Origin of the sequence: Salmonella sp. SJTUF15581 (genome assembly GCF_043356775.1) — a bacterium.
In the GTDB taxonomy this organism is placed as follows: domain Bacteria; phylum Pseudomonadota; class Gammaproteobacteria; order Enterobacterales; family Enterobacteriaceae; genus Salmonella; species Salmonella enterica.
This window is the reverse complement of the sequence record NZ_JBEUJY010000002.1, coordinates 538,970-562,948: the sequence shown is the minus strand read 5'-3', so window position 1 is coordinate 562,948 and position 23,979 is coordinate 538,970. Positions and strand designations below refer to the sequence as shown.

25 protein-coding genes are annotated in these 23,979 nt (G+C 54.4%); 15 read left to right on the top strand and 10 right to left on the bottom strand.

Annotation, left to right across the window (positions count from 1 at the left end; translation table 11 throughout):
* The first annotated feature begins 5 nt into the window (after positions 1-5).
* From infB to mtr, 9 genes are all read left to right on the top strand, one after another.
* The gene (gene infB, locus ABVN36_RS06230) at positions 6-2,684 is read left to right on the top strand and encodes a translation initiation factor IF-2 (protein WP_000133064.1); all 2,679 of its coding nucleotides are present in this window, start codon (positions 6-8) and stop codon (positions 2,682-2,684) included.
* Positions 2,685-2,904: 220 nt separating this feature from the next.
* A complete protein-coding gene (gene rbfA / locus ABVN36_RS06225) occupies positions 2,905-3,306 on the top strand; it encodes a 30S ribosome-binding factor RbfA (protein ID WP_001040208.1) in 402 nt (133 codons plus the stop codon).
* A complete protein-coding gene (gene truB / locus ABVN36_RS06220; protein ID WP_023138266.1) occupies positions 3,306-4,250 on the top strand; it encodes a tRNA pseudouridine(55) synthase TruB in 945 nt (314 codons plus the stop codon). The genes rbfA and truB overlap by 1 nt, the downstream gene beginning before the upstream one ends.
* Before the next feature lie 150 nt (positions 4,251-4,400).
* The gene (gene rpsO / locus ABVN36_RS06215) at positions 4,401-4,670 is read left to right on the top strand and encodes a 30S ribosomal protein S15 (RefSeq protein WP_000059465.1); all 270 of its coding nucleotides are present in this window, start codon (positions 4,401-4,403) and stop codon (positions 4,668-4,670) included.
* 241 nt (positions 4,671-4,911) lie between these two features.
* Positions 4,912-7,047, top strand: coding sequence for a polyribonucleotide nucleotidyltransferase (pnp, locus tag ABVN36_RS06210; protein WP_001670767.1), 2,136 nt, complete (start codon positions 4,912-4,914; stop codon positions 7,045-7,047).
* Between the two features lie 109 nt (positions 7,048-7,156).
* Positions 7,157-8,041 (top strand): lipoprotein NlpI, encoded by an 885-nt coding sequence (gene nlpI, locus ABVN36_RS06205; protein WP_000802069.1) that lies wholly within the window; start codon positions 7,157-7,159, stop codon positions 8,039-8,041.
* Positions 8,042-8,146: 105 nt separating this feature from the next.
* Positions 8,147-8,227 carry a protein YrbN gene (gene yrbN, locus ABVN36_RS06200; protein ID WP_010723222.1) on the top strand — a complete coding sequence of 27 codons (81 nt, stop codon included), beginning with the start codon at positions 8,147-8,149 and terminating at the stop codon, positions 8,225-8,227.
* On the top strand, positions 8,220-10,109 hold the full coding sequence (gene deaD, locus ABVN36_RS06195; protein WP_000807244.1) for an ATP-dependent RNA helicase DeaD: 1,890 nt from the start codon (positions 8,220-8,222) through the stop codon (positions 10,107-10,109). The genes yrbN and deaD overlap by 8 nt, the downstream gene beginning before the upstream one ends.
* Positions 10,110-10,262: 153 nt before the next feature.
* On the top strand, positions 10,263-11,507 hold the full coding sequence (gene mtr / locus ABVN36_RS06190; protein WP_023138265.1) for a tryptophan permease: 1,245 nt from the start codon (positions 10,263-10,265) through the stop codon (positions 11,505-11,507).
* 60 nt (positions 11,508-11,567) lie between these two features.
* On the opposite strand, the gene ABVN36_RS06185 is transcribed toward mtr, so the two are convergent.
* Positions 11,568-12,098 carry a hypothetical protein gene (locus ABVN36_RS06185; RefSeq protein WP_023138264.1) on the bottom strand — a complete coding sequence of 177 codons (531 nt, stop codon included), beginning with the start codon at positions 12,096-12,098 and terminating at the stop codon, positions 11,568-11,570.
* Between the two features lie 158 nt (positions 12,099-12,256).
* On the opposite strand from ABVN36_RS06185, the gene ABVN36_RS06180 reads away from it, so the two are divergent.
* Positions 12,257-12,976: a murein L,D-transpeptidase family protein gene (locus ABVN36_RS06180; protein WP_023138263.1), complete on the top strand. Its 720-nt coding sequence runs from the start codon at positions 12,257-12,259 to the stop codon at positions 12,974-12,976.
* Here ABVN36_RS06180 and ABVN36_RS06175 read toward each other — a convergent pair.
* The 3 genes from ABVN36_RS06175 to ABVN36_RS06165 all read right to left on the bottom strand — a co-directional run bounded on the left by ABVN36_RS06175 (position 12,954) and on the right by ABVN36_RS06165 (position 16,021).
* The gene (locus tag ABVN36_RS06175; RefSeq protein ID WP_000130438.1) at positions 12,954-13,961 is read right to left on the bottom strand and encodes an LLM class flavin-dependent oxidoreductase; all 1,008 of its coding nucleotides are present in this window, start codon (positions 13,959-13,961) and stop codon (positions 12,954-12,956) included. The two genes, ABVN36_RS06180 and ABVN36_RS06175, sit on opposite strands and share 23 nt — an antisense overlap.
* A gap of 177 nt (positions 13,962-14,138) precedes the next feature.
* Positions 14,139-15,035 carry a U32 family peptidase gene (locus tag ABVN36_RS06170; protein WP_001540959.1) on the bottom strand — a complete coding sequence of 299 codons (897 nt, stop codon included), beginning with the start codon at positions 15,033-15,035 and terminating at the stop codon, positions 14,139-14,141.
* Positions 15,026-16,021, bottom strand: coding sequence for a peptidase U32 family protein (locus ABVN36_RS06165; protein WP_000421309.1), 996 nt, complete (start codon positions 16,019-16,021; stop codon positions 15,026-15,028). The genes ABVN36_RS06170 and ABVN36_RS06165 overlap by 10 nt, the downstream gene beginning before the upstream one ends.
* A gap of 216 nt (positions 16,022-16,237) precedes the next feature.
* On the opposite strand from ABVN36_RS06165, the gene ABVN36_RS06160 reads away from it, so the two are divergent.
* Together ABVN36_RS06160 and ABVN36_RS06155 are read left to right on the top strand one after the other, a co-directional pair.
* Positions 16,238-16,762, top strand: coding sequence for an SCP2 domain-containing protein (locus tag ABVN36_RS06160; protein WP_000884721.1), 525 nt, complete (start codon positions 16,238-16,240; stop codon positions 16,760-16,762).
* The gene (locus ABVN36_RS06155) at positions 16,756-17,259 is read left to right on the top strand and encodes a GNAT family N-acetyltransferase (RefSeq protein ID WP_000908562.1); all 504 of its coding nucleotides are present in this window, start codon (positions 16,756-16,758) and stop codon (positions 17,257-17,259) included. Before ABVN36_RS06160 ends, ABVN36_RS06155 begins: the two co-directional genes overlap by 7 nt.
* Here ABVN36_RS06155 and ABVN36_RS06150 read toward each other — a convergent pair.
* On the bottom strand, positions 17,246-17,563 hold the full coding sequence (locus tag ABVN36_RS06150) for a GIY-YIG nuclease family protein (protein WP_000928379.1): 318 nt from the start codon (positions 17,561-17,563) through the stop codon (positions 17,246-17,248). The two genes, ABVN36_RS06155 and ABVN36_RS06150, sit on opposite strands and share 14 nt — an antisense overlap.
* Positions 17,564-17,600: 37 nt before the next feature.
* Here ABVN36_RS06150 and ABVN36_RS06145 point away from each other — a divergent pair, with 37 nt between their 5' ends.
* A complete protein-coding gene (locus tag ABVN36_RS06145) occupies positions 17,601-18,044 on the top strand; it encodes a YhbP family protein (protein ID WP_000380404.1) in 444 nt (147 codons plus the stop codon).
* Here ABVN36_RS06145 and yhbO read toward each other — a convergent pair.
* Positions 18,024-18,542: a protein/nucleic acid deglycase gene (yhbO, locus tag ABVN36_RS06140; protein ID WP_000037599.1), complete on the bottom strand. Its 519-nt coding sequence runs from the start codon at positions 18,540-18,542 to the stop codon at positions 18,024-18,026. The two genes, ABVN36_RS06145 and yhbO, sit on opposite strands and share 21 nt — an antisense overlap.
* A gap of 130 nt (positions 18,543-18,672) precedes the next feature.
* Here yhbO and ABVN36_RS06135 point away from each other — a divergent pair, with 130 nt between their 5' ends.
* Positions 18,673-19,308 carry an NAD(P)H-binding protein gene (locus tag ABVN36_RS06135; RefSeq protein ID WP_020899280.1) on the top strand — a complete coding sequence of 212 codons (636 nt, stop codon included), beginning with the start codon at positions 18,673-18,675 and terminating at the stop codon, positions 19,306-19,308.
* A 66-nt stretch (positions 19,309-19,374) separates the two neighbouring features.
* On the opposite strand, the gene dolP is transcribed toward ABVN36_RS06135, so the two are convergent.
* Genes dolP through ABVN36_RS06115 form a run of 4 tightly spaced genes read right to left on the bottom strand, consistent with a single transcriptional unit; the run spans position 19,375 to position 22,967 of the window.
* Complete coding sequence (gene dolP / locus ABVN36_RS06130) at positions 19,375-19,950, bottom strand: division/outer membrane stress-associated lipid-binding lipoprotein (protein ID WP_000643280.1); 576 nt, start codon at positions 19,948-19,950, stop codon at positions 19,375-19,377.
* Positions 19,951-19,959: 9 nt separating this feature from the next.
* Positions 19,960-20,550, bottom strand: a complete 591-nt coding sequence (gene diaA, locus ABVN36_RS06125) for a DnaA initiator-associating protein DiaA (protein WP_000893481.1) — start codon at positions 20,548-20,550, stop codon at positions 19,960-19,962.
* 21 nt (positions 20,551-20,571) lie between these two features.
* Positions 20,572-20,967 carry a YraN family protein gene (locus ABVN36_RS06120; RefSeq protein WP_000057285.1) on the bottom strand — a complete coding sequence of 132 codons (396 nt, stop codon included), beginning with the start codon at positions 20,965-20,967 and terminating at the stop codon, positions 20,572-20,574.
* Complete coding sequence (locus tag ABVN36_RS06115) at positions 20,925-22,967, bottom strand: penicillin-binding protein activator (protein ID WP_023138262.1); 2,043 nt, start codon at positions 22,965-22,967, stop codon at positions 20,925-20,927. Before ABVN36_RS06115 ends, ABVN36_RS06120 begins: the two co-directional genes overlap by 43 nt.
* Positions 22,968-23,030: 63 nt before the next feature.
* Between ABVN36_RS06115 and rsmI the strand changes: the two genes are divergently transcribed.
* Positions 23,031-23,894, top strand: coding sequence for a 16S rRNA (cytidine(1402)-2'-O)-methyltransferase (rsmI, locus tag ABVN36_RS06110; protein WP_000812295.1), 864 nt, complete (start codon positions 23,031-23,033; stop codon positions 23,892-23,894).
* Positions 23,895-23,979 lie beyond the last annotated feature (85 nt).

Here is a 23,979-nt window from a genome sequence, read left to right as displayed (position 1 = left end):
ACAGCATGACAGATGTAACCCTAAAAGCGCTGGCCGCAGAGAGACAGGTTTCCGTGGATCGCCTGGTACAGCAGTTTGCTGATGCAGGTATCCGGAAATCTGCTGACGACTCTGTGTCCGCACAAGAAAAACAGACTTTACTGGCGCACCTGAACCGCGAAGCGGTTTCTGGTCCCGATAAACTGACGCTGCAGCGTAAAACGCGCAGCACCCTGAATATTCCTGGTACCGGTGGAAAAAGTAAATCGGTACAAATCGAAGTCCGCAAGAAGCGCACCTTTGTGAAACGCGATCCGCAAGAGGCTGAACGCCTGGCCGCGGAAGAGCAGGCGCAGCGTGAAGCGGAAGAGCAAGCCCGTCGTGAGGCAGAAGAACAGGCCAAACGCGAGGCGCAACAAAAAGCTGAACGCGAGGCCGCAGAACAAGCTAAGCGTGAAGCCGCTGAAAAAGCGAAACGTGAAGCTGCGGAAAAAGACAAAGTGAGCAATCAACAGACTGACGATATGACCAAAACCGCCCAGGCCGAAAAAGCCCGCCGTGAGAATGAAGCTGCAGAGCTGAAGCGTAAAGCGGAAGAAGAAGCACGTCGCAAACTCGAAGAAGAAGCGCGTCGTGTAGCAGAAGAAGCTCGCCGCATGGCGGAAGAAAACAAATGGACCGCAACGCCTGAGCCAGTAGAAGACACCAGTGACTATCATGTCACCACTTCTCAGCACGCGCGCCAGGCCGAAGACGAAAACGATCGTGAAGTAGAAGGCGGTCGTGGTCGTGGCCGTAATGCAAAAGCGGCGCGTCCGGCGAAAAAAGGCAAACATGCCGAATCCAAAGCCGATCGCGAAGAAGCGCGTGCTGCGGTTCGCGGCGGTAAAGGCGGCAAGCGTAAAGGGTCTTCTTTACAGCAAGGCTTCCAGAAGCCCGCTCAGGCCGTTAACCGCGACGTGGTGATCGGTGAAACCATCACCGTTGGCGAACTGGCGAACAAGATGGCGGTGAAAGGCTCTCAGGTCATCAAAGCGATGATGAAGCTGGGCGCCATGGCCACCATCAACCAGGTCATCGACCAGGAAACCGCACAGCTGGTTGCCGAAGAGATGGGCCACAAAGTTATCCTGCGTCGTGAAAACGAACTGGAAGAAGCGGTAATGAGCGACCGTGATACCGGCGCTGCGGCTGAACCGCGCGCACCGGTTGTGACCATCATGGGCCACGTTGACCACGGTAAAACCTCTCTGCTGGACTACATTCGTTCCACGAAAGTAGCCTCTGGCGAAGCGGGCGGCATTACCCAGCACATCGGTGCTTACCACGTTGAAACTGACAACGGGATGATCACCTTCCTGGATACCCCGGGTCACGCCGCGTTTACTTCTATGCGTGCTCGCGGCGCCCAGGCAACGGATATCGTGGTTCTGGTGGTAGCGGCAGACGACGGCGTGATGCCGCAGACTATCGAAGCTATCCAGCACGCGAAAGCGGCAGGTGTGCCGGTCGTGGTTGCGGTGAACAAAATCGATAAGCCGGAAGCCGATCCGGATCGCGTTAAGAACGAACTGTCCCAGTACGGCATTCTGCCGGAAGAGTGGGGCGGTGAAAGCCAGTTCGTTCACGTGTCTGCGAAAGCGGGCACCGGTATTGACGAACTGCTTGATGCTATCCTGCTGCAGGCCGAAGTTCTGGAACTGAAAGCGGTACGCAAAGGTATGGCGAGCGGCGCGGTGATCGAATCCTTCCTGGATAAAGGTCGTGGTCCGGTGGCTACCGTTCTGGTACGCGAAGGTACGCTGCATAAGGGCGATATCGTGCTGTGTGGCTTCGAATACGGCCGCGTGCGTGCGATGCGTAACGAACTGGGTCAGGAAGTGCTGGAAGCGGGTCCGTCCATTCCGGTGGAAATCCTCGGCCTGTCCGGCGTTCCGGCTGCGGGTGACGAAGTGACCGTCGTTCGCGACGAGAAGAAAGCCCGTGAAGTTGCTCTGTATCGTCAGGGTAAATTCCGTGAAGTTAAACTGGCGCGTCAGCAGAAATCTAAACTCGAGAACATGTTCGCCAACATGACCGAAGGCGAAGTTCACGAAGTGAACATCGTGCTGAAGGCCGACGTACAGGGTTCTGTGGAAGCGATCTCCGACTCCTTGCTGAAACTGTCTACCGACGAAGTGAAAGTGAAGATCATCGGTTCTGGCGTAGGTGGTATCACCGAAACCGACGCGACCCTGGCTGCGGCGTCCAACGCCATTCTGGTGGGCTTCAACGTTCGTGCCGATGCCTCTGCGCGTAAAGTGATCGAATCTGAAAGCCTGGATCTGCGTTACTACTCCGTCATCTATAACCTGATCGACGAAGTGAAAGCGGCGATGAGCGGCATGCTGTCTCCGGAACTGAAACAGCAGATCATCGGTCTGGCTGAAGTGCGCGATGTGTTCAAATCGCCGAAATTCGGCGCGATCGCGGGCTGTATGGTTACCGAAGGTACGATTAAACGCCATAACCCAATCCGCGTTCTGCGCGACAACGTGGTTATCTATGAAGGCGAGCTGGAATCCCTGCGCCGCTTCAAAGATGACGTTAACGAAGTCCGTAACGGCATGGAATGTGGTATCGGCGTGAAGAACTACAACGACGTTCGCGTTGGCGATATGATCGAAGTATTCGAAATCATCGAGATCCAACGTACCATCGCTTAATCTTCGTCGTCTTTTGGGCCGCAACGGCGTTGGCTGCGCTCGCTCACCCCGGTCACATAGTTATCTATGCTCCCGGGGATTTACGAGCTTGCCGCCTTGTTGCAATCCAAAATCCTTAGAAGATGATTAGGCGTAGGCCGGGTAAGCGAAGCGCCACCCGGCAAGAAATTTAAAAAGGGGCTTATGGCCCCTTTTTTGTCTTTATTCTGGAGAATTTATTATGGCGAAAGAATTTGGTCGCCCTCAGCGCGTAGCGCAAGAGATGCAGAAAGAGATCGCGCTCATCCTGCAACGCGAAATCAAAGATCCACGTGTAGGTATGATGACCACCGTATCGGGTGTTGAAATGTCCCGCGATCTGGCATACGCCAAAGTATTCGTGACGTTCCTCAACGATCAGGACGAAGCGGCTGTGAAAAACGGCATTAAGGCCCTGCAGGAAGCGTCTGGTTTCATCCGCAGCTTGCTGGGTAAAGCGATGCGTCTGCGCATCGTACCGGAACTGACCTTCTTCTACGACAACTCGCTGGTGGAAGGAATGCGTATGTCCAACCTGGTGACTAACGTGGTGAAACATGACGAAGAACGTCGTGTGAACCCGGACGACAGCAAGGAGGACTGATGAGTCGTCCTCGTCGTCGTGGCCGCGACATTCACGGCGTTCTGCTGCTGGATAAGCCGCAGGGTATGTCCAGCAATGACGTGCTGCAGAAAGTTAAGCGCATCTACAATGCCAACCGCGCCGGGCATACCGGCGCGCTGGACCCGCTGGCGACCGGCATGTTGCCGATTTGCCTCGGCGAAGCGACAAAATTTTCGCAGTACCTGCTGGATTCTGACAAACGCTATCGTGTTATTGCCCGTCTGGGGCAGCGCACGGATACCTCTGACGCCGATGGTCAAATCGTGCAGGAGCGTCCGGTGACTTTCAGCGCTGAGCAGCTTGCGAGCGCGCTGGAGACCTTTCGTGGGGATATCGAACAGATTCCCTCGATGTATTCGGCGCTGAAGTATCAGGGCAAGAAGCTGTACGAATATGCCCGCCAGGGTATCGAAGTGCCGCGCGAAGCCCGCCCGATTACTGTCTATGAGCTGCTGTTTATTCGCCATGAAGGTAACGAGCTGGAGCTGGAAGTTCATTGCTCCAAAGGCACCTATATTCGTACCATTATTGATGATTTAGGTGAGAAACTGGGCTGTGGCGCGCACGTAACCTACCTGCGTCGTCTGACGGTCAGCAAGTATCCGGTGGATCGTATGGTGACGCTGGAGCATTTGCAGACGCTGGTAGCACAGGCGGAGCAGCAGGGCGTTCCGGCGGCGCAGATGCTCGATCCATTACTGATGCCAATGGACAGTCCAGCTTCGGACTATCCTGTTGTGAATATTCCGTTAACATCCTCAGTTTACTTCAAAAATGGCAACCCGGTACGTACCACGGGCGCGCCGCTGGAAGGGCTGGTTCGCGTAACGGAAGGTGAGAGCGGTAAATTTATCGGTATGGGCGAAATTGACGACGAAGGCCGTGTCGCGCCTCGTCGGCTGGTAGTAGAGTACCCGGCGTAATGTCGCTTCGTCTTGCGATAAGAGAGCGCTGCGAGTAGAATACTGCCGCTTAACGTCGCGTAAATTATTTAACAGTTTACGCGGCGTACACTGGGATCGCTGAATTAGAGATCGGCGTCCTCTCATTCTTAAATACTTTGGAGTTTTAAAATGTCTCTAAGTACTGAAGCTACAGCTAAAATCGTTTCTGAGTTCGGTCGTGACGCAAACGACACCGGTTCTACCGATGTTCAGGTTGCTCTGTTGACTGCACAGATTAACCACCTGCAGGGTCACTTTGCAGAGCATAAAAAAGATCACCACAGCCGTCGTGGTCTGCTGCGTATGGTTTCTCAGCGTCGTAAACTGCTCGACTACCTGAAACGTAAAGATGTTGCACGCTACACCGCGCTGATTGAGCGTCTGGGTCTGCGTCGCTAATTCTTTCGAGTTTCAGAAAGAGGGGGCCTTCATGGCCCCTTTTTTCCAGCAGATGGCAGCAATTCGCTGGAAACTAATGTATTGTTGCTATGAATGATCTTCCGTTGCAGAGGTTCGCGCGGCTAATGAGAGGCTTTACCCATATCAGGGTTAGGGTTGTCATTAGTCGCGAGGATGCGCAGAAGATCGGGTATTAACGACGGCGCGTATTATGCCGTCAAAAATTGGAAAGGATATTATTTTGCTTAATCCGATCGTTCGTAAATTCCAGTACGGTCAGCATACCGTTACGCTGGAAACTGGCATGATGGCGCGTCAGGCCACTGCCGCTGTTATGGTAAGCATGGATGACACCGCCGTATTCGTTACCGTTGTCGGCCAGAAAAAAGCCAAGCCAGGCCAGGACTTCTTCCCACTGACCGTTAACTATCAGGAGCGTACCTACGCTGCTGGTCGTATCCCGGGCAGCTTCTTCCGTCGTGAAGGCCGTCCAAGCGAAGGCGAAACCCTGATCGCGCGTCTGATTGACCGCCCGGTTCGTCCGCTGTTCCCGGAAGGCTTCGTTAACGAAGTGCAGGTTATCGCGACCGTCGTTTCCGTTAACCCGCAGGTTAACCCGGACATCGTTGCCATGATCGGCGCATCCGCTGCGCTGTCGCTGTCCGGCATTCCGTTCAACGGCCCAATCGGCGCGGCGCGCGTAGGTTACATCAATGACCAGTACGTGCTGAACCCGACCCAGGACGAGCTGAAAGAAAGCAAGCTGGACCTGGTGGTTGCCGGTACCGAAGCGGCTGTGCTGATGGTGGAATCCGAAGCTGAACTGCTGAGCGAAGACACTATGCTGGGCGCGGTGGTATTCGGTCACGAGCAGCAGCAGGTTGTTATCCAGGCGATCAACGATCTGGTGAAAGAAGCCGGTAAACCGCGTTGGGACTGGCAGCCGGAAGCCGTCAACGACGCGTTGAACGCGCGTGTTGCTGCGCTTGCTGAATCTCGTCTGAGCGACGCGTACCGCATCACCGATAAACAAGAGCGCTATGCTCAGGTTGACGTAATCAAATCCGAAACCATCGAGCAGCTTATTGCAGAAGATGAAACTCTGGATGCTAACGAGCTGGGCGAAATCCTGCACGCTATCGAGAAAAACGTGGTGCGTAGCCGCGTACTGGCAGGCGAGCCGCGTATTGATGGCCGTGAAAAAGACATGATCCGTGGTCTGGACGTGCGCACTGGCGTACTGCCGCGTACTCACGGTTCCGCTCTGTTTACCCGTGGTGAAACGCAGGCGCTGGTTACCGCAACTCTGGGTACTGCCCGTGACGCGCAGGTGCTTGATGAACTGATGGGCGAGCGTACTGACAGCTTCCTGTTCCACTACAACTTCCCTCCGTACTCCGTAGGCGAAACCGGCATGGTCGGTTCTCCGAAGCGTCGTGAAATTGGTCACGGTCGTCTGGCGAAGCGCGGCGTGCTGGCAGTGATGCCGGACATGGATAAATTCCCGTACACCGTTCGCGTGGTGTCTGAAATCACCGAATCCAACGGTTCTTCCTCTATGGCTTCCGTGTGCGGCGCTTCTCTGGCGCTGATGGACGCTGGCGTGCCAATTAAAGCCGCCGTAGCAGGTATCGCTATGGGTCTGGTGAAAGAAGGCGACAACTACGTTGTACTGTCTGACATTCTGGGCGACGAAGATCACCTGGGCGATATGGACTTCAAAGTGGCGGGTTCCCGCGACGGTATCTCTGCGCTGCAGATGGATATCAAAATTGAAGGTATCACCAAAGAGATCATGCAGGTTGCGCTGAACCAGGCGAAAGGTGCGCGTCTGCACATCCTGGGCGTGATGGAACAGGCGATCAACGCGCCGCGCGGCGATATCTCTGAATTTGCGCCGCGTATCCATACCATCAAGATCAGCACGGACAAGATCAAAGACGTGATCGGTAAAGGCGGTTCTGTGATCCGCGCGCTGACTGAAGAGACCGGCACCACCATCGAAATCGAAGATGACGGTACTGTGAAGATCGCGGCGACCGACGGTGAAAAAGCGAAATACGCTATCCGTCGTATCGAAGAGATTACCGCGGAGATCGAAGTCGGCCGTATCTACAATGGTAAAGTGACCCGTATCGTTGACTTTGGCGCGTTTGTTGCCATCGGTGGCGGTAAAGAAGGTCTGGTTCACATCTCTCAAATCGCGGATAAGCGTGTAGAGAAAGTGACCGACTATCTGCAGATGGGTCAGGAAGTCCCGGTTAAGGTTCTGGAAGTTGACCGCCAGGGCCGTGTACGTCTGAGCATTAAAGAAGCAACCGAGCAGTCTCAACCTGCGGCTGCGCCGGAAGCTCCGGCGAGCGAACAGGCCGAGTAAGGTAGCCTTTTGCCCTCCGCAGTGCGGAGGGCTTTAGACCTGGCTGGACGCCTTGTTGAGCCACCGGGGAACAGGACGTTCATTCAATCGTTGTCTTCGGGAGTGGGAAATGAAGCCTTTTTTGCGCTGGTGTTTCGTTGCGACAGCACTTACGCTTGCAGGATGCAGTAATTCCGCCTGGCGTAAAAGTGAAGTCCTCGCAGTACCATTGCAACCGACTTTACAGCAGGAAGTGATTCTGGCGCGTATGGAACAGATTCTTGCCAGTCGGGCTTTAACCGATGACGAACGCGCACAGCTTTTATATGAGCGCGGAGTGTTGTATGATAGTCTTGGTTTGAGGGCATTAGCGCGAAATGATTTTTCACAAGCGCTGGCAATCAGACCGGATATGCCTGAAGTATTCAATTACTTAGGCATTTATTTAACGCAGGCAGGCAATTTTGATGCTGCCTATGAAGCGTTTGATTCTGTACTAGAGCTTGATCCAACTTACAACTACGCGCACTTAAACCGCGGTATCGCATTGTATTACGGCGGCCGTGATAAGTTAGCGCAAGATGATCTGCTGGCGTTTTATCAAGACGATCCCAATGATCCTTACCGCAGCCTGTGGCTGTATCTTGTTGAGCAGAAGCTTAATGAGAAGCAGGCGAAAGAAGCGTTAAAAGCACGCTTTGAAAAATCGGATAAAGAGCAATGGGGATGGAACATTGTCGAGTTCTACCTGGGCGACATTAGCGAAGCAACGTTGATGGAAAGGCTCAAGGCGGACGCAACGGATAACACCTCGCTCGCTGAGCATCTCAGTGAAACCAACTTCTATTTAGGTAAGTATTACCTAAGTCTGGGGGATTTGGACAGCGCCACGGCTCTGTTCAAACTGGCGGTGGCCAACAACGTTCATAACTTTGTTGAGCACCGATACGCATTGTTGGAATTATCGCTCCTGGGCCAGGACCAAGATGACCTGGCAGAATCGGACCAGCAATAGCTGACGAACATATCAGCCCGTAATCTTTTTGATTGCCATCACCTTCGCGGGTGAGGGCGTTGTTGTTCGTTAATACACCTACTTTGAGCCGGTTCACACTTTTCAATGAAAATTGCAGATCAATTTCATGATGAGTTATGTAGACTGGCCGCCATTAATTTTGAGGCACACGTACTACATGGCTGAATTCGAAACCACTTTTGCAGATCTGGGGCTGAAGGCTCCTATCCTTGAAGCCCTTACCGATCTGGGTTACGAAAAACCATCTCCAATCCAGGCAGAGTGCATTCCGCATCTGCTGGGCGGTCGCGACGTGCTGGGCATGGCCCAGACCGGTAGCGGCAAAACCGCAGCGTTCTCTTTACCGCTGCTCAACAATCTTGATCCTGAGCTGAAGGCACCTCAGATTCTGGTGCTGGCGCCGACCCGCGAACTGGCGGTACAGGTTGCCGAAGCCATGACGGATTTCTCTAAACACATGCGCGGCGTAAACGTGGTTGCCCTGTACGGCGGTCAGCGTTATGACGTGCAGTTACGCGCCCTGCGTCAGGGGCCGCAGATCGTTGTCGGTACGCCGGGACGTCTGCTTGATCACTTAAAACGCGGCACCCTCGACCTCTCTAAACTGAGTGGTCTGGTGCTGGATGAAGCCGACGAAATGCTGCGTATGGGCTTCATCGAAGACGTTGAAACTATTATGGCGCAGATCCCGGAAGGTCATCAGACCGCTCTGTTCTCCGCCACCATGCCGGAAGCGATTCGTCGCATTACCCGCCGCTTTATGAAAGAGCCGCAGGAAGTGCGCATTCAGTCCAGCGTGACTACCCGTCCTGACATCAGCCAGAGCTACTGGACTGTCTGGGGTATGCGTAAAAACGAAGCGCTGGTGCGTTTCCTGGAAGCGGAAGACTTTGATGCGGCGATTATCTTCGTACGTACCAAAAACGCGACCCTGGAAGTAGCAGAAGCGCTGGAACGTAGCGGCTACAACAGCGCCGCGTTGAATGGCGATATGAACCAGGCGCTGCGTGAGCAGACTCTGGAACGCCTGAAAGATGGTCGTCTGGACATCCTGATCGCTACCGACGTTGCGGCACGTGGTCTGGACGTTGAACGTATCAGCCTGGTGGTGAACTACGATATTCCGATGGACTCCGAGTCCTACGTTCACCGTATCGGTCGTACCGGCCGTGCGGGTCGCGCCGGTCGCGCGCTGCTGTTCGTTGAGAACCGCGAGCGTCGTCTGCTGCGCAACATCGAACGCACCATGAAGCTGACCATTCCGGAAGTGGAACTGCCGAACGCAGAACTGCTGGGTAAACGCCGTCTGGAAAAATTCGCCGCGAAAGTTCAGCAGCAACTGGAAAGCAGCGATCTGGATCAGTACCGTGCGCTGCTGGCGAAAATCCAGCCGTCTGCTGAAGGTGAAGAGCTGGATCTCGAAACGCTGGCTGCCGCACTGCTGAAAATGGCGCAGGGCGAGCGTCCGCTGATTCTGCCGCCGGATGCGCCGATGCGTCCTAAGCGTGAATTCCGTGACCGTGACGACCGTGGTCCGCGCGATCGTAATGACCGTGGCCCGCGTGGCGACCGTGAAGATCGTCCGCGTCGTGAACGTCGTGACGTTGGCGATATGCAGTTATACCGCATTGAAGTGGGCCGTGATGACGGCGTTGAAGTTCGTCATATCGTGGGCGCTATCGCTAACGAAGGCGACATCAGCAGCCGTTACATTGGTAACATTAAGCTGTTCGCGTCTCACTCCACCATCGAGCTGCCGAAAGGTATGCCGGGCGAAGTGCTCCAGCACTTCACGCGTACCCGCATTCTGAACAAGCCGATGAATATGCAGCTGTTGGGTGATGCGGTTCCGCACGCGGGCGGCGAACGTCGCGGCGGTGGTCGTAGCTTCAGTGGTGAACGTCGTGAAGGCGGTCGTAATTTCAGCGGCGAACGTCGTGAAGGTGGTCGTGGTGATGGTCGTCGCTTCAGCGGCGAACGTCGTGAAAGCCGTGGTCCGCGTCGTGATGACTCTACCGGTCGCCGTCGTTTCGGCGGTGATGCGTAACTCTCGCTGAACTGCGCATTCACAGCGTAAAGTAAAATATACAGCCCCGATCGTCACAATCGGGGCTTTTTTTATTTCTTTTGTACTCGTGTACTGGTACAGTGCAACGTATTGAGAGATAGTCACATTATAAATGACTGGAGAGAGAGCTGAATGGCAACACTTACCACCACCCAAACGTCACCTTCGCTGCTTGGCGGCGTGGTGATTATCGGCGGCACCATCATTGGCGCGGGGATGTTCTCCCTGCCGGTGGTCATGTCCGGGGCGTGGTTCTTCTGGTCGATGGCGGCGCTGGTCTTTACCTGGTTTTGTATGCTGCACTCCGGGCTGATGATCCTCGAAGCCAACCTTAACTACCGCATTGGTTCGAGTTTCGACACCATCACCAAAGATCTGTTGGGGAAAGGCTGGAACATTGTCAACGGCATTTCTATTGCCTTTGTGCTCTACATCCTGACTTACGCCTATATCTCGGCGAGCGGCTCAATTCTGCATCATACCTTTGCTGAGATGTCGCTGAACGTTCCGGCGCGAGCGGCAGGTTTTGCCTTTGCGCTGCTGGTGGCGTTTGTTGTGTGGCTGAGTACGAAGGCGGTCAGCCGGATGACGGCGATTGTGCTGGGCGCGAAAGTGATTACTTTCTTCCTGACCTTCGGCAGCCTGTTAGGGCACGTTCAGCCTGCCACGTTGTTTAACGTGGCTGAAAGCCACGCGTCATATACGCCGTACCTGCTGATGACGCTGCCATTTTGTCTGGCCTCTTTTGGTTATCACGGTAACGTACCGAGCCTGATGAAATATTACGGCAAAGATCCGCGTACCATCGTCAAATGCCTGATTTATGGGACGTTACTGGCGCTGGCGCTCTATTCCGTCTGGCTGCTGGGGACGATGGGCAACATCCCGCGTCCGGAATTTATCGGCATTGCGCAGAAAGGCGGCAATATTGATGTGCTGGTACAGGCGTTGAGCGGCGTGCTGAACAGCCGCAGCCTGGATCTGCTGCTGGTGGTGTTCTCTAACTTTGCGGTCGCCAGTTCCTTCCTCGGCGTGACGCTGGGGCTGTTTGACTATCTGGCGGATCTGTTTGGTTTTGATGACTCGGCAATGGGGCGTTTTAAAACGGCGCTGCTGACTTTCCTGCCGCCGATGATTGGTGGCCTGCTGTACCCGAACGGTTTTCTGTACGCCATTGGTTATGCAGGTTTAGCTGCAACTATCTGGGCGGCCATTGTGCCTGCGCTGTTGGCGCGTAAATCTCGCAAGCGCTTTGGTAGCCCGAAATTCCGCGTCTGGGGCGGTAAACCGATGATTGTACTGATTCTGCTATTTGGCGTCGGGAACGCACTGGTGCATATTTTATCGAGCTTTAATTTGTTGCCGGTGTACCAGTAATTGAACGAGCCGGATGAGCTGTTTTCATCCGGCAATATTTCACAAGTCCGCGAAATGGTATCAAATAAAACCCTGTTTATTATAAAGTTCTTCGGCGAGTGCTTCCCCGTGTTCATCGAAAAAAGCATCGGCGATAGTTAAATTTTCTGCCTTAGGATTTGCCGTTATTCTGCTACCATTGGCGTCAAATTCGAGCGCGATGGCGATCTCCGAACCCCACCAGTAATAATAAATTAGCGCAAAATTATTTTTCCCTGGCGTAATAAATTTCTCGATTCCCCGCACACAGGCCATGAGTGGCATGAAGGTTTCATAGCTCTCTGAGAGAAATATGTGATCCATCGTGACTATCTGTGTTTCTTTATTAAAGTTGATATGTTCAGCATAAATATTCTTTTCACTTTCACCAGAATTACATGTGGCAAGATTGTTAAGCATTTTTGCAGGATCGCCGTACAACCTTTGCTCCTCAGTAAACCATGGCAACCAGTCGTCATAGTCTTTAATATTTGTTGCCGGTGAATGGAAAAATTTCTTGAGGTTACTCTCGGTAATATGTGCATGAAGAAAAAAGGAAGCAGGTTCACTCATGATGATTTTCTCTGGTAATAAGTCGATTTATTCATATCCCTGTTCGGCCATGATAAAACGATTACTATTTTATAAAAGTACAGAACTGGACCTTTCCTCTATTTCATATCATAGGAAAATATATACTTGAACTGGTTCAGAATAAGCGGAATACGAAAATGGGGCGTAAAGGACTACTCGCTATTGTATTATTGAGCCTGTTTATCGCTTTTATTTTAAAATTTTTCTGGCTCACTCCGTACGATGAAGACGTTTACCTGCCAGTGGAAAAACCTGTCGCATCGTCTTTAAAAATCATTCACCCCGGCGACCAGTTATTTATCCGCATTCTGAAAGCGGAAGATAAGCTGGAACTGTGGGCAAGCGCCAATAACAAGCCTTACAAACTCTACAAAACCTGGACTATATGCGCATGGTCTGGTGGCTTAGGGCCAAAACATAAACAGGGAGACGGTAAAAGCCCGGAAGGCTTTTATGCCACCAACAAAGGGTTGCTTAACCCAAACAGCCGCTATCATCTGGCATTTAATATTGGCTACCCGAATGCTTACGATCGGGCAAATGGCTACACCGGTGATTTCATTATGGTTCACGGGAACTGCGTTTCGGCCGGTTGCTATGCCATGACCGATGCCGGTATTGAAGAGATTTATCAACTGGTGACGCAGGCGCTAAACAGCGGGCAGAAGAGCGTGCCTGTCCATATCTTCCCATTTACGATGAATGACGAAAATATGCGCCAGGCGCAAGCATGGCCGGAATATAATTTCTGGCGTATGTTGAAGCCCGGCTATGATTACTTCGAAAAAAATCGCCGATTGCCAACCATCACCGTTGAAAATCGGCGTTATAAAATCAGCCCAACAACTCTTCCTTAACATCCATCGCTAAATCAAACGAATGCAGGCGTGCCTGGTGGTCGAAAATCTGCCCGTTTACCATAATTTCATCCGCCTGGGTCTCCCGCAGGATGGATTCCAGCCCGTGGCGGACTTTCGCTTTATCACCGACCAGCGACATACTCAGCGCCTGTTGCACGCCATACTGCTCGGATGGCGACCAGAAGGTCTCCATATTCTCAATCGGCGGCGGCAGTTGGCCGGTTTCCCCACGGCGTAGCTTCACAAAAGCCTGCTGCATAGAGGTAAACAGGAATTCGGCGTCGCGGTTGCTGTCGGCGGCGATAATATTGATACACACCATCGCGTACGGTTTTTCCAGCCGCGCTGAAGGTTTGAACTGGGTACGGTACAGATGCAGCGCCTGGAACAACATATCCGGCGCGAAATGCGAAGCAAAGGCGAACGGCAGGCCAAGCTGGGCCGCCAGTTGTGCGCTATACAGGCTGGAGCCCAACAGCCAGACCGGGATCTGCTCGCCGTAGCCGGGCACCGGGCGCACATGCGGATTAGGATCGCGAGCGTCGAACCAGTCCACCAGCTCTGCGACATCGCGTGGAAAGTTATCGATATCGCCGCTCATATGGCGACGCAGCGCGCGCATCGTCGGCTGATCGCTACCCGGCGCGCGTCCCAATCCTAAGTCGATACGTCCCGGGTAGAGCGTATTCAGCGTGCCGAACTGCTCGGCAATCACCAGCGGTGAATGGTTAGGTAGCATCACGCCGCCGGAGCCAAGATGTAATGTTGTGGTATTGGCCGCCAGATAACCAATCAATACCGAGGTCGCCGCGCTGGCGATACCGGTCATGTTGTGATGTTCCGCCAGCCAGTAGCGGTGATAGCCGCGCTTTTCAGCCAGCCGTGCGAGATCAAGCGAGTGCGTGAAGGCTTCTTTTGCCGAAGAACCTTCAGGGATCGGCGCCAGATCCAGCACCGAGAACGGAATAGTTTTGTCAGTCATAACGGCTCACTTTGTTACCGGTTAATCTTTTAATACTGCATTAAAGATTAGCGAATGTTGTTAACAAAGTGAGCTTTATGAGACTGACGGCAAAAACAATGCCCGATAGCGCTGCGCTTATCGGGCCTACGGGAGCGCTATTTGTAGGCCGGATAAGGTATTGATGCCGCCATCCGGCTAGGCCTGTAGCTCCAGCCCGGCCAGCCGCTTCCAGTAGCCGTTACAGTCGCTATGCGCGGCAAGCGGTAATGGTGCGCCGCCGTTTTCGTTAGCGCGAAAGGCATCAAGCATGGCAAATGTCTCCGTCCCCAACGGCGACAGGCGCACGATATCGACCAATCCCTGCATTGACGTCAGTTCGTTGCCAAGGTTATAGACATAGCCGCTCATGGTCTGAATACCGTTAAGCACAAACACCTGCTGATTCTCTTGCGAGAGCACGTCACGACCGTTTGGATACTTGATACAGCAGGTTTCGCACTCATCTTTCGGACGGTCTTCCGAACGGGCGGTAAAGCAGCGAGCGGAGTAGGCCAGCGGCAGATGGCCGTAGCTCAACACTTCCACTTCAAACTGATTGCGGATGCCCAGTTCATCGCACTGATTAAGCAAATTCACCAGCCAGTCGCGAGACAGCTCCACTGGCATACACCAGCGTACCATGCCTTCTTTCAGCAACCGGCGCAGCGTGACCGCGTTGTAGCAGTTCAGCGCATGGCCAGCGACAAACGGCAGTTTGCGCTCGGCGCACAGATTCACCACGCCAAGATCGCTGGCTTCCAGCAGAAAATCGCCGTTGTCCACATAGCGTTTCAGCTCGCTTAATTCAGATGACGCCTGTACCAGCGCCAGGGTGGAGAGCGCCACCTGCTTACCGCTGGCGGCGAGGGATTTCGCCATTTCCAGCCAGTCGCCGACTTTAGTCGCGCGACGCTTGCTGCACACCGCTTCGCCCAGATAAATGACGTCAGCGCTGCTTTTTGCGGCCTGCTGATAAAAATCTTCCAGCGTCTCTTTCGGCCAGTAATAAAGCACCGGTCCTAAGGAATATTTCATAGCTCCTCTCACTGCCATTTACGGTGATATGCGCCAAGCGTGGTTTGGGTGCCTTCGGACATCGCGCCGAGCGTCTCCATCCAGTCGCGCTGTGGAACGAAGTTTTGCGGGGCGGCTTTGCAGCGATCGATCGCCTGGCGCCACACTTTCGCCACCTGGCTGACATAGGCCGGGCTGCGCTGGCGACCTTCGATCTTCACCGAAGCGATGTTCGCCGCCATGAGCTCCGGCAGCAGTTCCAGCGTGTTCAGGCTGGTTGGCTCCTCCAGCGCGTGGTAGCGCTCGCCGTCCACTAAATAGCGGCCTTTACACAGCGTTGGGTAGCCCGCGTTTTCGCCATCCTGGTAACGGTCAATCAGGACATCATTCAGGCGCGATTCCAGCCCCTGCGGCGTTTGCTGCCAACGGACAAAGCGGGCGGGAGAGCAGGCGCCGACGGTATTGGGCGACTCCCCCGTCAGGTAGGAAGAAAGATAGCAGCGACCTTCCGCCATAATGCACAGGCTGCCAAACGCGAATACCTCCAGCGGCACCGGCGTGACGCGGGCCAGTTGTTTTACCTGGTGAATCGACAGTACACGCGGCAGTACTACGCGGTGGACATCAAAGTTGCGGTGATAAAAGCGAATCGCCTCTTCGTTGGTTGCCGAGGCCTGAACGGAAACATGGCGCTCAATATGTGGGTAACGCTCTGCGGCATATTCCAGCATAGCGAGGTCGGCAAGAATCAGTGCGTCGGCGCCAAGCTGCGCCGCCATATCCACGGCGCGCTGCCAGCGGGCATAGCCGTCCGGATGCGCAAAAGTATTAATGGCGATGTGTAATTTGCGGCGATGCTGGTGAACAAAACTCACCGCTTCCTGCAATTTTTTTTCGGTAAAGTTAAGGCCGGCAAAATGACGGGCATTGGTATCGTCTTTTAACCCGATATAAACGGCGTCAGCGCCGTTTTCGATGGCCGCCTTCAGCGCCGGGAGATTTCCGGCAGGGCAGAGCAGCTCCATAATTTATCCTGAGGGTTACGTCTGAGACGCAAAATTGTTAACGAACAGGGATTTTAGTTAACCTTGCTGCGACAATTTTTGATTTAAGGCAGTTAAAGGCGTATTGGTAACACCAATAATGGGGTAGAAAATCAGACCCAATTGTTGATTTACGCCGCCATGTGATTTATTGGATATGGCAAAATAACAGGACTATTGAAACAGGGAGTAAAGCTCGTGTTAGATAAACTGCGTTCACGCTTAGTCCATGCTGGCCCGTCTCTGATGAGTGTACCGGTTAAACTGACGCCCTTTGCGCTAAAGCGCCAGGTTCTGGAACAGGTTCTGAGCTGGCAGTTTCGTCAGGCGCTGGCCGATGGAGAGCTGGAATTCCTCGAAGGTCGTTGGTTAAGCATTCATGTTCGTGACATCGACTTAAAATGGTATACCACAGTTGAAAATGAAAAGCTGATCGTTAGCCAGCAGGCGGATGCCGACGTCAGTTTTAGCGCCGACGCCAGCGATCTGCTAATGATCGCCGCCCGTAAACAGGATCCGGATACGCTCTTTTTCCAGCGTCGACTGGTCATTGAAGGCGATACTGAGTTAGGGTTGTATGTGAAGAATCTGATGGACGCCATCGAACTGGAGCAGATGCCGAAAGCGTTACGCGTTATGCTGCTGCAACTGGCGGATTTTGTTGAGGCGGGTATGAAAAACTCGCCGGAAACCAAACAGACCTCGGTAGGTGAACCATGCTAATTCGAGTAGAAATTCCCATTGATGCGCCTGGTATTGATGCGCTGTTACGCCGTTCATTCGAAAGCGATGCGGAAGCGAAGCTGGTTCACGATTTGCGTGAAGATGGTTTTCTGACGCTCGGACTGGTGGCCACGGATGATGAAGGTCAGGTGGTGGGCTATGTCGCCTTTAGCCCGGTTGATGTGCAGGGCGAAGATTTACAGTGGGTCGGCATGGCGCCGCTGGCGGTCGATGAAAAGTATCGCGGGCAAGGGCTGGCGCGCCAGTTAGTGTATGAAGGGCTGGATTCGCTCAACGAGTTCGGCTACGCGGCGGTCGTGACGCTGGGCGATCCGGCGTTATATAGCCGCTTCGGTTTTGAACTGGCCGCACATTACGATCTTCACTGCCGTTGGCCCGGTACGGAAAGCGCTTTCCAGGTACACCGTTTGGCTGAGGATGCGCTGGAGGGCGTGACGGGGCTGGTGGAGTATCACGACCACTTCAATCGTTTTTAAGCACCGGCGTTTGCAGGCTGGACAGCAGCGCCTCAAACGCTTCGCGTTCCGTCACAAGGCGCTCCTTCTGGCGCTTTGTGAGCTGTTTGATGCGATACTCTATGCGCAGGGCCAGCGAGCGATCGCCGACCTGCGCCGCAAACGCCAGCGTTAACTCGCCTTTTCCCCGTAATGCTTTTGCGCCTTTTCCCGTTTGATGCTGCCTGTAACGACGCGCCACATCGGTGGTTATTCCGGTGTAAAGCGCATTGTCTGCGGTACGAATCAGATACAGATACCAGGGTGTCATTGTCGCCATCAGCATGATAATTTTCAGGTTCCCAGTATAAGCGAGAATAAAGATGGACACACTTACCGCTATTGGCCGTTGGCTGGCGAAACAACACGTGGTGACCTGGTGCGTACACCATGAGGGAGAGCTGTGGTGCGCCAATGCGTTTTATTTGTTCGATGCGCAAAACGTCGCACTGTATCTGTTAACGGATGATAAAACCCGCCATGCGCAAATGTCCGGCGCGTGCGCGCCAGTTGCGGGAACGGTCAATGGGCAGCCGAAAACGGTGGCGCGCATTCGCGGCGTGCAGTTTAAAGGGGAAATTCGCCGTCTGGAGGGGCAGGAGAGCGACGCCGCGCGTAAAGCTTACCTTCGTCGCTTCCCGGTCGCCAGGGTGCTGCCAGCGCCGGTATGGGAAATCCGGCTGGATGAAATTAAATTCACCGACAACACGCTGGGGTTTGGTAAAAAACTGCACTGGTTACGCGACTCACGCGCCCAGCAGGCGTAGCGCCTCGCGGTTAAATGCCGGCAGGTCGTCAGGCGTGCGGCTGGTCACCAGCTGATCTTTATCGACGACGACTTCCTGATCGTAAAATTCCGCGCCCGCATTCTTCACATCGATAATAATCGGTTTCACCGCCGTGAGTTTGCGGCCACGAATGACATCGGCGCTGATCAACAACTGCGGGCCGTGGCAAATGGCAAAAACCGGTTTACCGCTGTTAACGAAATCGCGGGTAAAATCCACGAAACGGCTGTCGCCGCGCAGGTAGTCCGGCGAATGGCCTCCCGGCAATAGCAAGGCGTCGAACTCGTCGGGACGAACGTCATCAATAGCCTTATCAATGGTGACGCTGGCCTCGCCTTTTTTTCCTTTCACCGTTTTACCCGCCTCTTTTTCGATGGTGATGACCTCATGGCCGGCCTGACGGAATTCTGCTGCCGGCGAGGTAAATTCTGAATCTTCAAATTCATCGGTAATCAAAACGGCAATTTTCTTACTCATGCGTTTCCTCCGCAGTGGTGGCGTCGGGTAAGGCAAATTTTCCACAATGATGGATACTTACCTCGTAGACTATTAAGCCTGGTCGATAGGGCCGAGAGTGCAAGGTGGACAAATCTGTAAAGGAGCGAGGATGAGTCAGGTACTGATTACCGGCGCGACCGGACTGGTCGGCGGACATCTGCTGAGAATGTTAATCAACACGCCGCAGGTGAGCGCTATCGCCGCGCCGACGCGTCGCCCGCTGACGGATATTGTCGGCGTTTATAACCCTCACGATCCGCAGCTTACCGACGCGTTAGCTCAGGTGACCGACCCGGTGGATATTGTTTTTTGCTGCCTGGGCACGACCCGGCGTGAAGCGGGAAGTAAAGCGGCGTTTATTCATGCGGATTATACGCTGGTGGTTGATACCGCGCTGACCGGGCGTCGACTGGGCGCGCAGCACATGGTGGTGGTCAGCGCAATGGGAGCAAACGCGCACTCTCCGTTTTTCTACAATCGGGTGAAAGGAGAAATGGAGGAGGCGTTAATCGCGCAAAATTGGCCTCGTTTGACGATTGTCCGGCCTTCTATGCTGCTCGGCGACAGAACAACGCGGCGGGTGAATGAAACGCTTTTCGCTCCGCTATTTCGGCTACTGCCCGGAAACTGGAAATCGATTGATGCGCGGGATGTGGCGCGGGCCATGCTGGCGGAAGCGCTGGCGCCAGCACAAGAAGGCGTGACGATTCTGACCTCATCGCAACTGCGGGAAAAAGCGGGGTAGCGAAGCCGGATGATTTACCGGATGGCGACGCGGTTTACACATTCTTATCGCCACCCGGCACACCGGTTACTTAATATACGTAAAGGCGGTGGTCACGCGTTTCACGCCGCTCACCCGGCTGGCGATGTCTGCTGCCGCTTTACCTTCACGTTCAGTCACCAGGCCCAGCAGGAACACTTCGCCATTCTCGGTGGTGACTTTCACATTTGACGATTTTACCTGATCGCTGGTCAGTAGCTGTGAGCGAACTTTCGTGGTGATCCAGGTATCGTTAGAGGCGGTCCCCAGGCCGATAGGCTGACCCTGGCGAATCTCGTTATAGACCTCGGTGGTGCCTTCAACGCCCATCGCTATCTGTTTAGCGCGTGCGGAGAGTTCGCTGTTTGGCGACTGCCCCACTAACAAAACTTTGCCCTGATAAGCCGTGACATTGATGCGCGTCTCTTTTTTGATTTGCTCATCTTTCGACAGCGCGCTGCTGACACGCAGTTCCAGCGTTCCGTCATCCACCTGGGTGCCCACGCTACGCGGGTCGGTTGCGGCTTTGGTGCCGACGGCTGCCGTACCCACTACCGCGGCGGCGACGCAACCTTGCAATAGCAACGCAGAAATAAGGACTGCGAGCGGCGAAAATGCCTTCATGTGTACTCCTTAATCATCCTGGTGAGGAAAAAGCGTGTTATCGATCAAATCGCACAGGCAGTTTACCGTCAGCATATGCATTTCCTGAATGCGCGCGCTGTGGTGTGAAGGGATACGAATTTCAACATCCTGCGGCCCTAATAGTCCGGCCAGCTCACCCCCGTCATACCCGGTTAGCGCCACAATGGTCATGTCACGTGTGACGGCTGCTTCAACGGCTTTTACGATATCGCGACTATTACCACGCGTAGAGATCGCCAATAAAACATCGCCTGCATGTCCCAGCGCCCGGACTTGTTTTGCATAAACTTCATCGTGCAGGCGATCGTTAGCGATCGCAGTTAAGACCACATTATCGGTATTTAGTGCAATGGCGGGTAAACTGGGTCGCTCCGTTTCAAAGCGGTTAATCATGCTGGCAGCAAAATGCTGTGCGTTGGCCGCGGACGTCCCGTTTCCACAACAGAGGATTTTGTTGCCGTTAAGCAGGGAATGAACCAGCGTCATGGCGGCGCGGGAAATGGCATCCGGAAGCGCTTCCGCCGCAGCAATTTGAGTTTGAATGCTTTCTGTAAAGCAAACTTTGATTCTTTCGAGCACGCTAATCCTTAAAATCTTCAATTATGAGTGGTCGTTAAACGCATCCCGAAACCACTCAATCTCATTTCCGGTGAAGGCTAACACATCGAACCGACAATCCACAGTATCAAAACTCCCATTCTGGCGGGCGAGCCACAAGCGGGCAGTATGTAATAATTTGTGTTGCTTGCTGCGGGTCACACTAGCCGCCGCGCCGCCATAAAGCCCGGAGCGCCGATAGCGGACCTCAACAAAAACCGTCGTTTTTCCGTCGCGCATGATCAGATCGATTTCGCCGCCGCGCTCGCGCACGTTGGCGGCGATAAACCGCAGTCCTTTGCTTTCCAGCCAGCGACGCGCGGCAGCTTCCCACGCGTCGCCAGCCTGTTTACGCGTTAGCTGGCGGGAACAATCTCCCCTTGCTGGTATTTGAGCCATGATAACTTCCTGTTAATCACACAATCCGGGCTGGCGGTTAATGCGCCGGTATTGCCATTGATCTCAAATCCCTGCACCTGACGCATCTGCGAAAAGTGGTTCGCCAGCGTCCAGGCATCCACGCCCATGGCGTACATCCGCGCCAGAGAATAGTCGTTATGTACAGCGCTCAGCGCCTGCTGCATCAACGGCATATTGCCGCCTGCCAGCATAGGAATTTCACTGTATTGTAAACCTTCCATCTCCAGACGGAAGTCGGGGCCGGAGGTGCCTTGCGCGCTGCGGGAGCTGGCATACAGCGTCGCGCCGCTCTGGGTGCCGTTACGCATGGCGATCATCGGTTTGATAAAGCCAATCTCTTCCGGCGTAGCCAGAATATAGACCGCGTCTACGCGTCCGCCGCCGGTGATTTGCGCGTCGGTCGGCGGCGCAGGGATGGTCAGACCGCCAATGGTGACGCCAGGCTGCGCAGGCACGCTGGCGGCGACCGGGCTGCCCGTCAACGCGATACCCGCGCCGCCGTTCACGCCCATTTTCAGCTCGGCTACGGAGCCGAATTTTTGCTGTAACACGATGCCGCCGCCCAGTTTTTGCCACTCCTGGGTGAAGGCGTTCGCCACGCGATCGCCAAGCGTGCTGCGTGGGATCAACAGCAGCGGCGACTGCTTGCCCTGGTTATAAATATGATGCGCCGCGTCACGGGCTTCATCTTCCGGAGAGAGCGCGAAATAGCAGATATTAGGGAAGCTACGTACCGTTTCCGGCTGGTTGAGCGCCAGCACGTTGAGCGGCGTGTTGCTTTTCATCAGCGCTTCCACATTGTTTTTCAACAGCGGCCCGACCACGATACTGGCGCCGTCTTGCTGAACCTGAGCAAGCACCTGATCCAACGGCTGGGAAGAGGTATCGTAGATTTTTAATTCAGCGGAGGGATCCGCCGGCGCGCTTGCTGTAGCAGGGGGAGTTTGTGGCGCGCTGACTGGCGTAGCGGACTGGGATGGAGCGTCATCAGTCAGATCGCTCACCGAGGCCTGCGACGGACTGGCGACGCCGTTGGTCATTTGTGGCTGCGTCTCCTCCACGCCAGGTTCTACCGGCGCGTCAGGCGCGGCGGCAGGCTGCATCTCTACCGCCTGGGTGCCGAGGTTTTTCGCGGCTTCGAAACCTTGCTGGATGGTACGGCCAAACACGGCAGCCTGACCGTTCAGCGGCAGCAGCAGAGCGATTTTGCTGGTGGAAGCTGGTTTAAAACGTTGTACATTGACGAGCTGCGTCGGCAGCATTTTCGCCCCCGGATTTTGCGGGTAGCGTTTTTGCCAGTCGGCGATCCCGGCTTTCAGCATGTCTGGATCGTTGCGGTTGTCAAACCAGACGCGTTGCAGATCCAGCCAGCCCTGAAGCACATTTTCATCAGCGTTGATAACTAACGTCCTGGCCTGATCCGGCGTCATGGCGGAGAGCGCCTGCCAGGTGGCGTCGATATTTTTTTGTTTATCTTTCGCCGCCAGTAGCGGTTCCTGGGCGATTAACGCCCGCAACAGGGTAAGCGACGGGCGTCCCTGGCTGGCAACGATCTGCGCCTGCCAGTAACGCGCTTGCTGATTTGGCGCAAAGTCGGCGGGTTTTAGTTTATCCAGCAAGGCCTGCGCGCCTGCGACATCTTTTTGCGCCAGTTTGATTTCTACCGCTAATAAAGACTGTTCGCGACGCTGGGTATCGTTCAGATTTTGCGGGAGTTGATTGAACAACTCGACGGCCTGCTGGCTTTTTCCTTCTTTCAGCAGTGCATGAATGGCGAGTAATTGCCAGTTGGTCTTGCTATCATCTGCGCTTTGCTGCATCTGATGCAGGTAAAAGGCGGAGTCAGCTTGCGCTGAACCCTGCATATAGGCTGCGCTTTGATCTGGCGCCTGGGTGCCGCACCCGGCGAAAAGTAGCGCAGCCAGGACGACAGGCAGCGCGCGTGCGGCGTTCAAACGAGAAAATGTTGAGGGTACCATACTGTATCCAGTGATATTTTTTTACGCAATGCTCAATATTAAATCGGCAATACGGACGACACAATGAAACAAAACGAATCGGCGGATAATTCTCAGGGCCAACTCTTTATTGTACCTACTCCTATCGGTAATCTGGCGGATATTACCCAGCGTGCGTTGGAGGTGTTACAGGCTGTAGATCTGATTGCCGCCGAGGATACTCGTCACACCGGTTTATTGCTGCAACATTTTGGGATTAATGCCCGATTGTTCGCGCTGCACGACCATAACGAACAACAAAAAGCGGAAACGCTGGTCGCGAAGCTAAAAGAAGGGCAGAACATTGCGCTGGTTTCCGACGCCGGTACGCCGCTGATTAACGATCCGGGCTACCACCTGGTACGTACCTGCCGTGAAGCGGGGATTCGCGTGGTGCCGCTACCGGGGCCGTGTGCGGCGATTACCGCCCTGAGCGCCGCTGGCCTGCCATCCGACCGTTTCTGCTATGAAGGCTTTTTACCGGCGAAATCCAAAGGCCGCCGTGATGCGCTAAAAGCCATTGAAACGGAACCGCGAACGCTGATTTTTTATGAGTCAACCCACCGCCTGTTAGATAGCCTGGAAGATATCGTCGCGGTATTGGGAGAATCCCGTTATGTGGTGCTGGCGCGTGAGCTGACCAAAACCTGGGAAACCATTCACGGCGCGCCGGTCGGCGAGCTGCTGGCGTGGGTCAAAGAAGATGAAAACCGTCGCAAAGGCGAAATGGTGCTGATTGTCGAAGGGCATAAAGCGCAAGAAGACGACCTGCCCGCCGACGCGCTGCGCACGCTGGCGCTGCTACAGGCAGAACTGCCGCTGAAAAAAGCGGCGGCGCTGGCAGCAGAAATTCACGGCGTGAAGAAAAATGCGCTGTATAAGTACGCGCTGGAGCAGCAGGAAGAGTAAAAGCGAGCGCCCGGGAACCGCCTTTTATCGCCATCGCGTTAATACTCAATCAGGTGATTGATGTGGGTAAAGTGATGGGGGCATT

Excerpts from the sequence above, each read along its gene's own strand:
- ABVN36_RS06165 (WP_000421309.1), bottom strand. The coding sequence starts at position 16,021 with ATGGAGCTGCTCTGCCCTGCCGGAAATCTCCCGGCGCTGAAGGCGGCC.
- rpsO (WP_000059465.1), top strand. The coding sequence starts at position 4,401 with ATGTCTCTAAGTACTGAAGCTACAGCTAAAATCGTTTCTGAGTTCGGT.
- ABVN36_RS06175 (WP_000130438.1), bottom strand. The coding sequence starts at position 13,961 with ATGACTGACAAAACTATTCCGTTCTCGGTGCTGGATCTGGCGCCGATC.
- deaD (WP_000807244.1), top strand. The coding sequence starts at position 8,220 with ATGGCTGAATTCGAAACCACTTTTGCAGATCTGGGGCTGAAGGCTCCT.
- rbfA (WP_001040208.1), top strand. The coding sequence starts at position 2,905 with ATGGCGAAAGAATTTGGTCGCCCTCAGCGCGTAGCGCAAGAGATGCAG.
- mtr (WP_023138265.1), top strand. The coding sequence starts at position 10,263 with ATGGCAACACTTACCACCACCCAAACGTCACCTTCGCTGCTTGGCGGC.
- ABVN36_RS06135 (WP_020899280.1), top strand. The coding sequence starts at position 18,673 with ATGAGTCAGGTACTGATTACCGGCGCGACCGGACTGGTCGGCGGACAT.
- ABVN36_RS06115 (WP_023138262.1), bottom strand. The coding sequence starts at position 22,967 with ATGGTACCCTCAACATTTTCTCGTTTGAACGCCGCACGCGCGCTGCCT.
- truB (WP_023138266.1), top strand. The coding sequence starts at position 3,306 with ATGAGTCGTCCTCGTCGTCGTGGCCGCGACATTCACGGCGTTCTGCTG.
- nlpI (WP_000802069.1), top strand. The coding sequence starts at position 7,157 with ATGAAGCCTTTTTTGCGCTGGTGTTTCGTTGCGACAGCACTTACGCTT.
- ABVN36_RS06120 (WP_000057285.1), bottom strand. The coding sequence starts at position 20,967 with ATGGCTCAAATACCAGCAAGGGGAGATTGTTCCCGCCAGCTAACGCGT.
- yhbO (WP_000037599.1), bottom strand. The coding sequence starts at position 18,542 with ATGAGTAAGAAAATTGCCGTTTTGATTACCGATGAATTTGAAGATTCA.
- yrbN (WP_010723222.1), top strand. The coding sequence starts at position 8,147 with ATGAAAATTGCAGATCAATTTCATGATGAGTTATGTAGACTGGCCGCC.
- infB (WP_000133064.1), top strand. The coding sequence starts at position 6 with ATGACAGATGTAACCCTAAAAGCGCTGGCCGCAGAGAGACAGGTTTCC.
- ABVN36_RS06155 (WP_000908562.1), top strand. The coding sequence starts at position 16,756 with ATGCTAATTCGAGTAGAAATTCCCATTGATGCGCCTGGTATTGATGCG.
- ABVN36_RS06145 (WP_000380404.1), top strand. The coding sequence starts at position 17,601 with ATGGACACACTTACCGCTATTGGCCGTTGGCTGGCGAAACAACACGTG.
- ABVN36_RS06150 (WP_000928379.1), bottom strand. The coding sequence starts at position 17,563 with ATGCTGATGGCGACAATGACACCCTGGTATCTGTATCTGATTCGTACC.
- ABVN36_RS06170 (WP_001540959.1), bottom strand. The coding sequence starts at position 15,035 with ATGGCAGTGAGAGGAGCTATGAAATATTCCTTAGGACCGGTGCTTTAT.
- ABVN36_RS06185 (WP_023138264.1), bottom strand. The coding sequence starts at position 12,098 with ATGAGTGAACCTGCTTCCTTTTTTCTTCATGCACATATTACCGAGAGT.
- ABVN36_RS06180 (WP_023138263.1), top strand. The coding sequence starts at position 12,257 with ATGGGGCGTAAAGGACTACTCGCTATTGTATTATTGAGCCTGTTTATC.
- rsmI (WP_000812295.1), top strand. The coding sequence starts at position 23,031 with ATGAAACAAAACGAATCGGCGGATAATTCTCAGGGCCAACTCTTTATT.
- dolP (WP_000643280.1), bottom strand. The coding sequence starts at position 19,950 with ATGAAGGCATTTTCGCCGCTCGCAGTCCTTATTTCTGCGTTGCTATTG.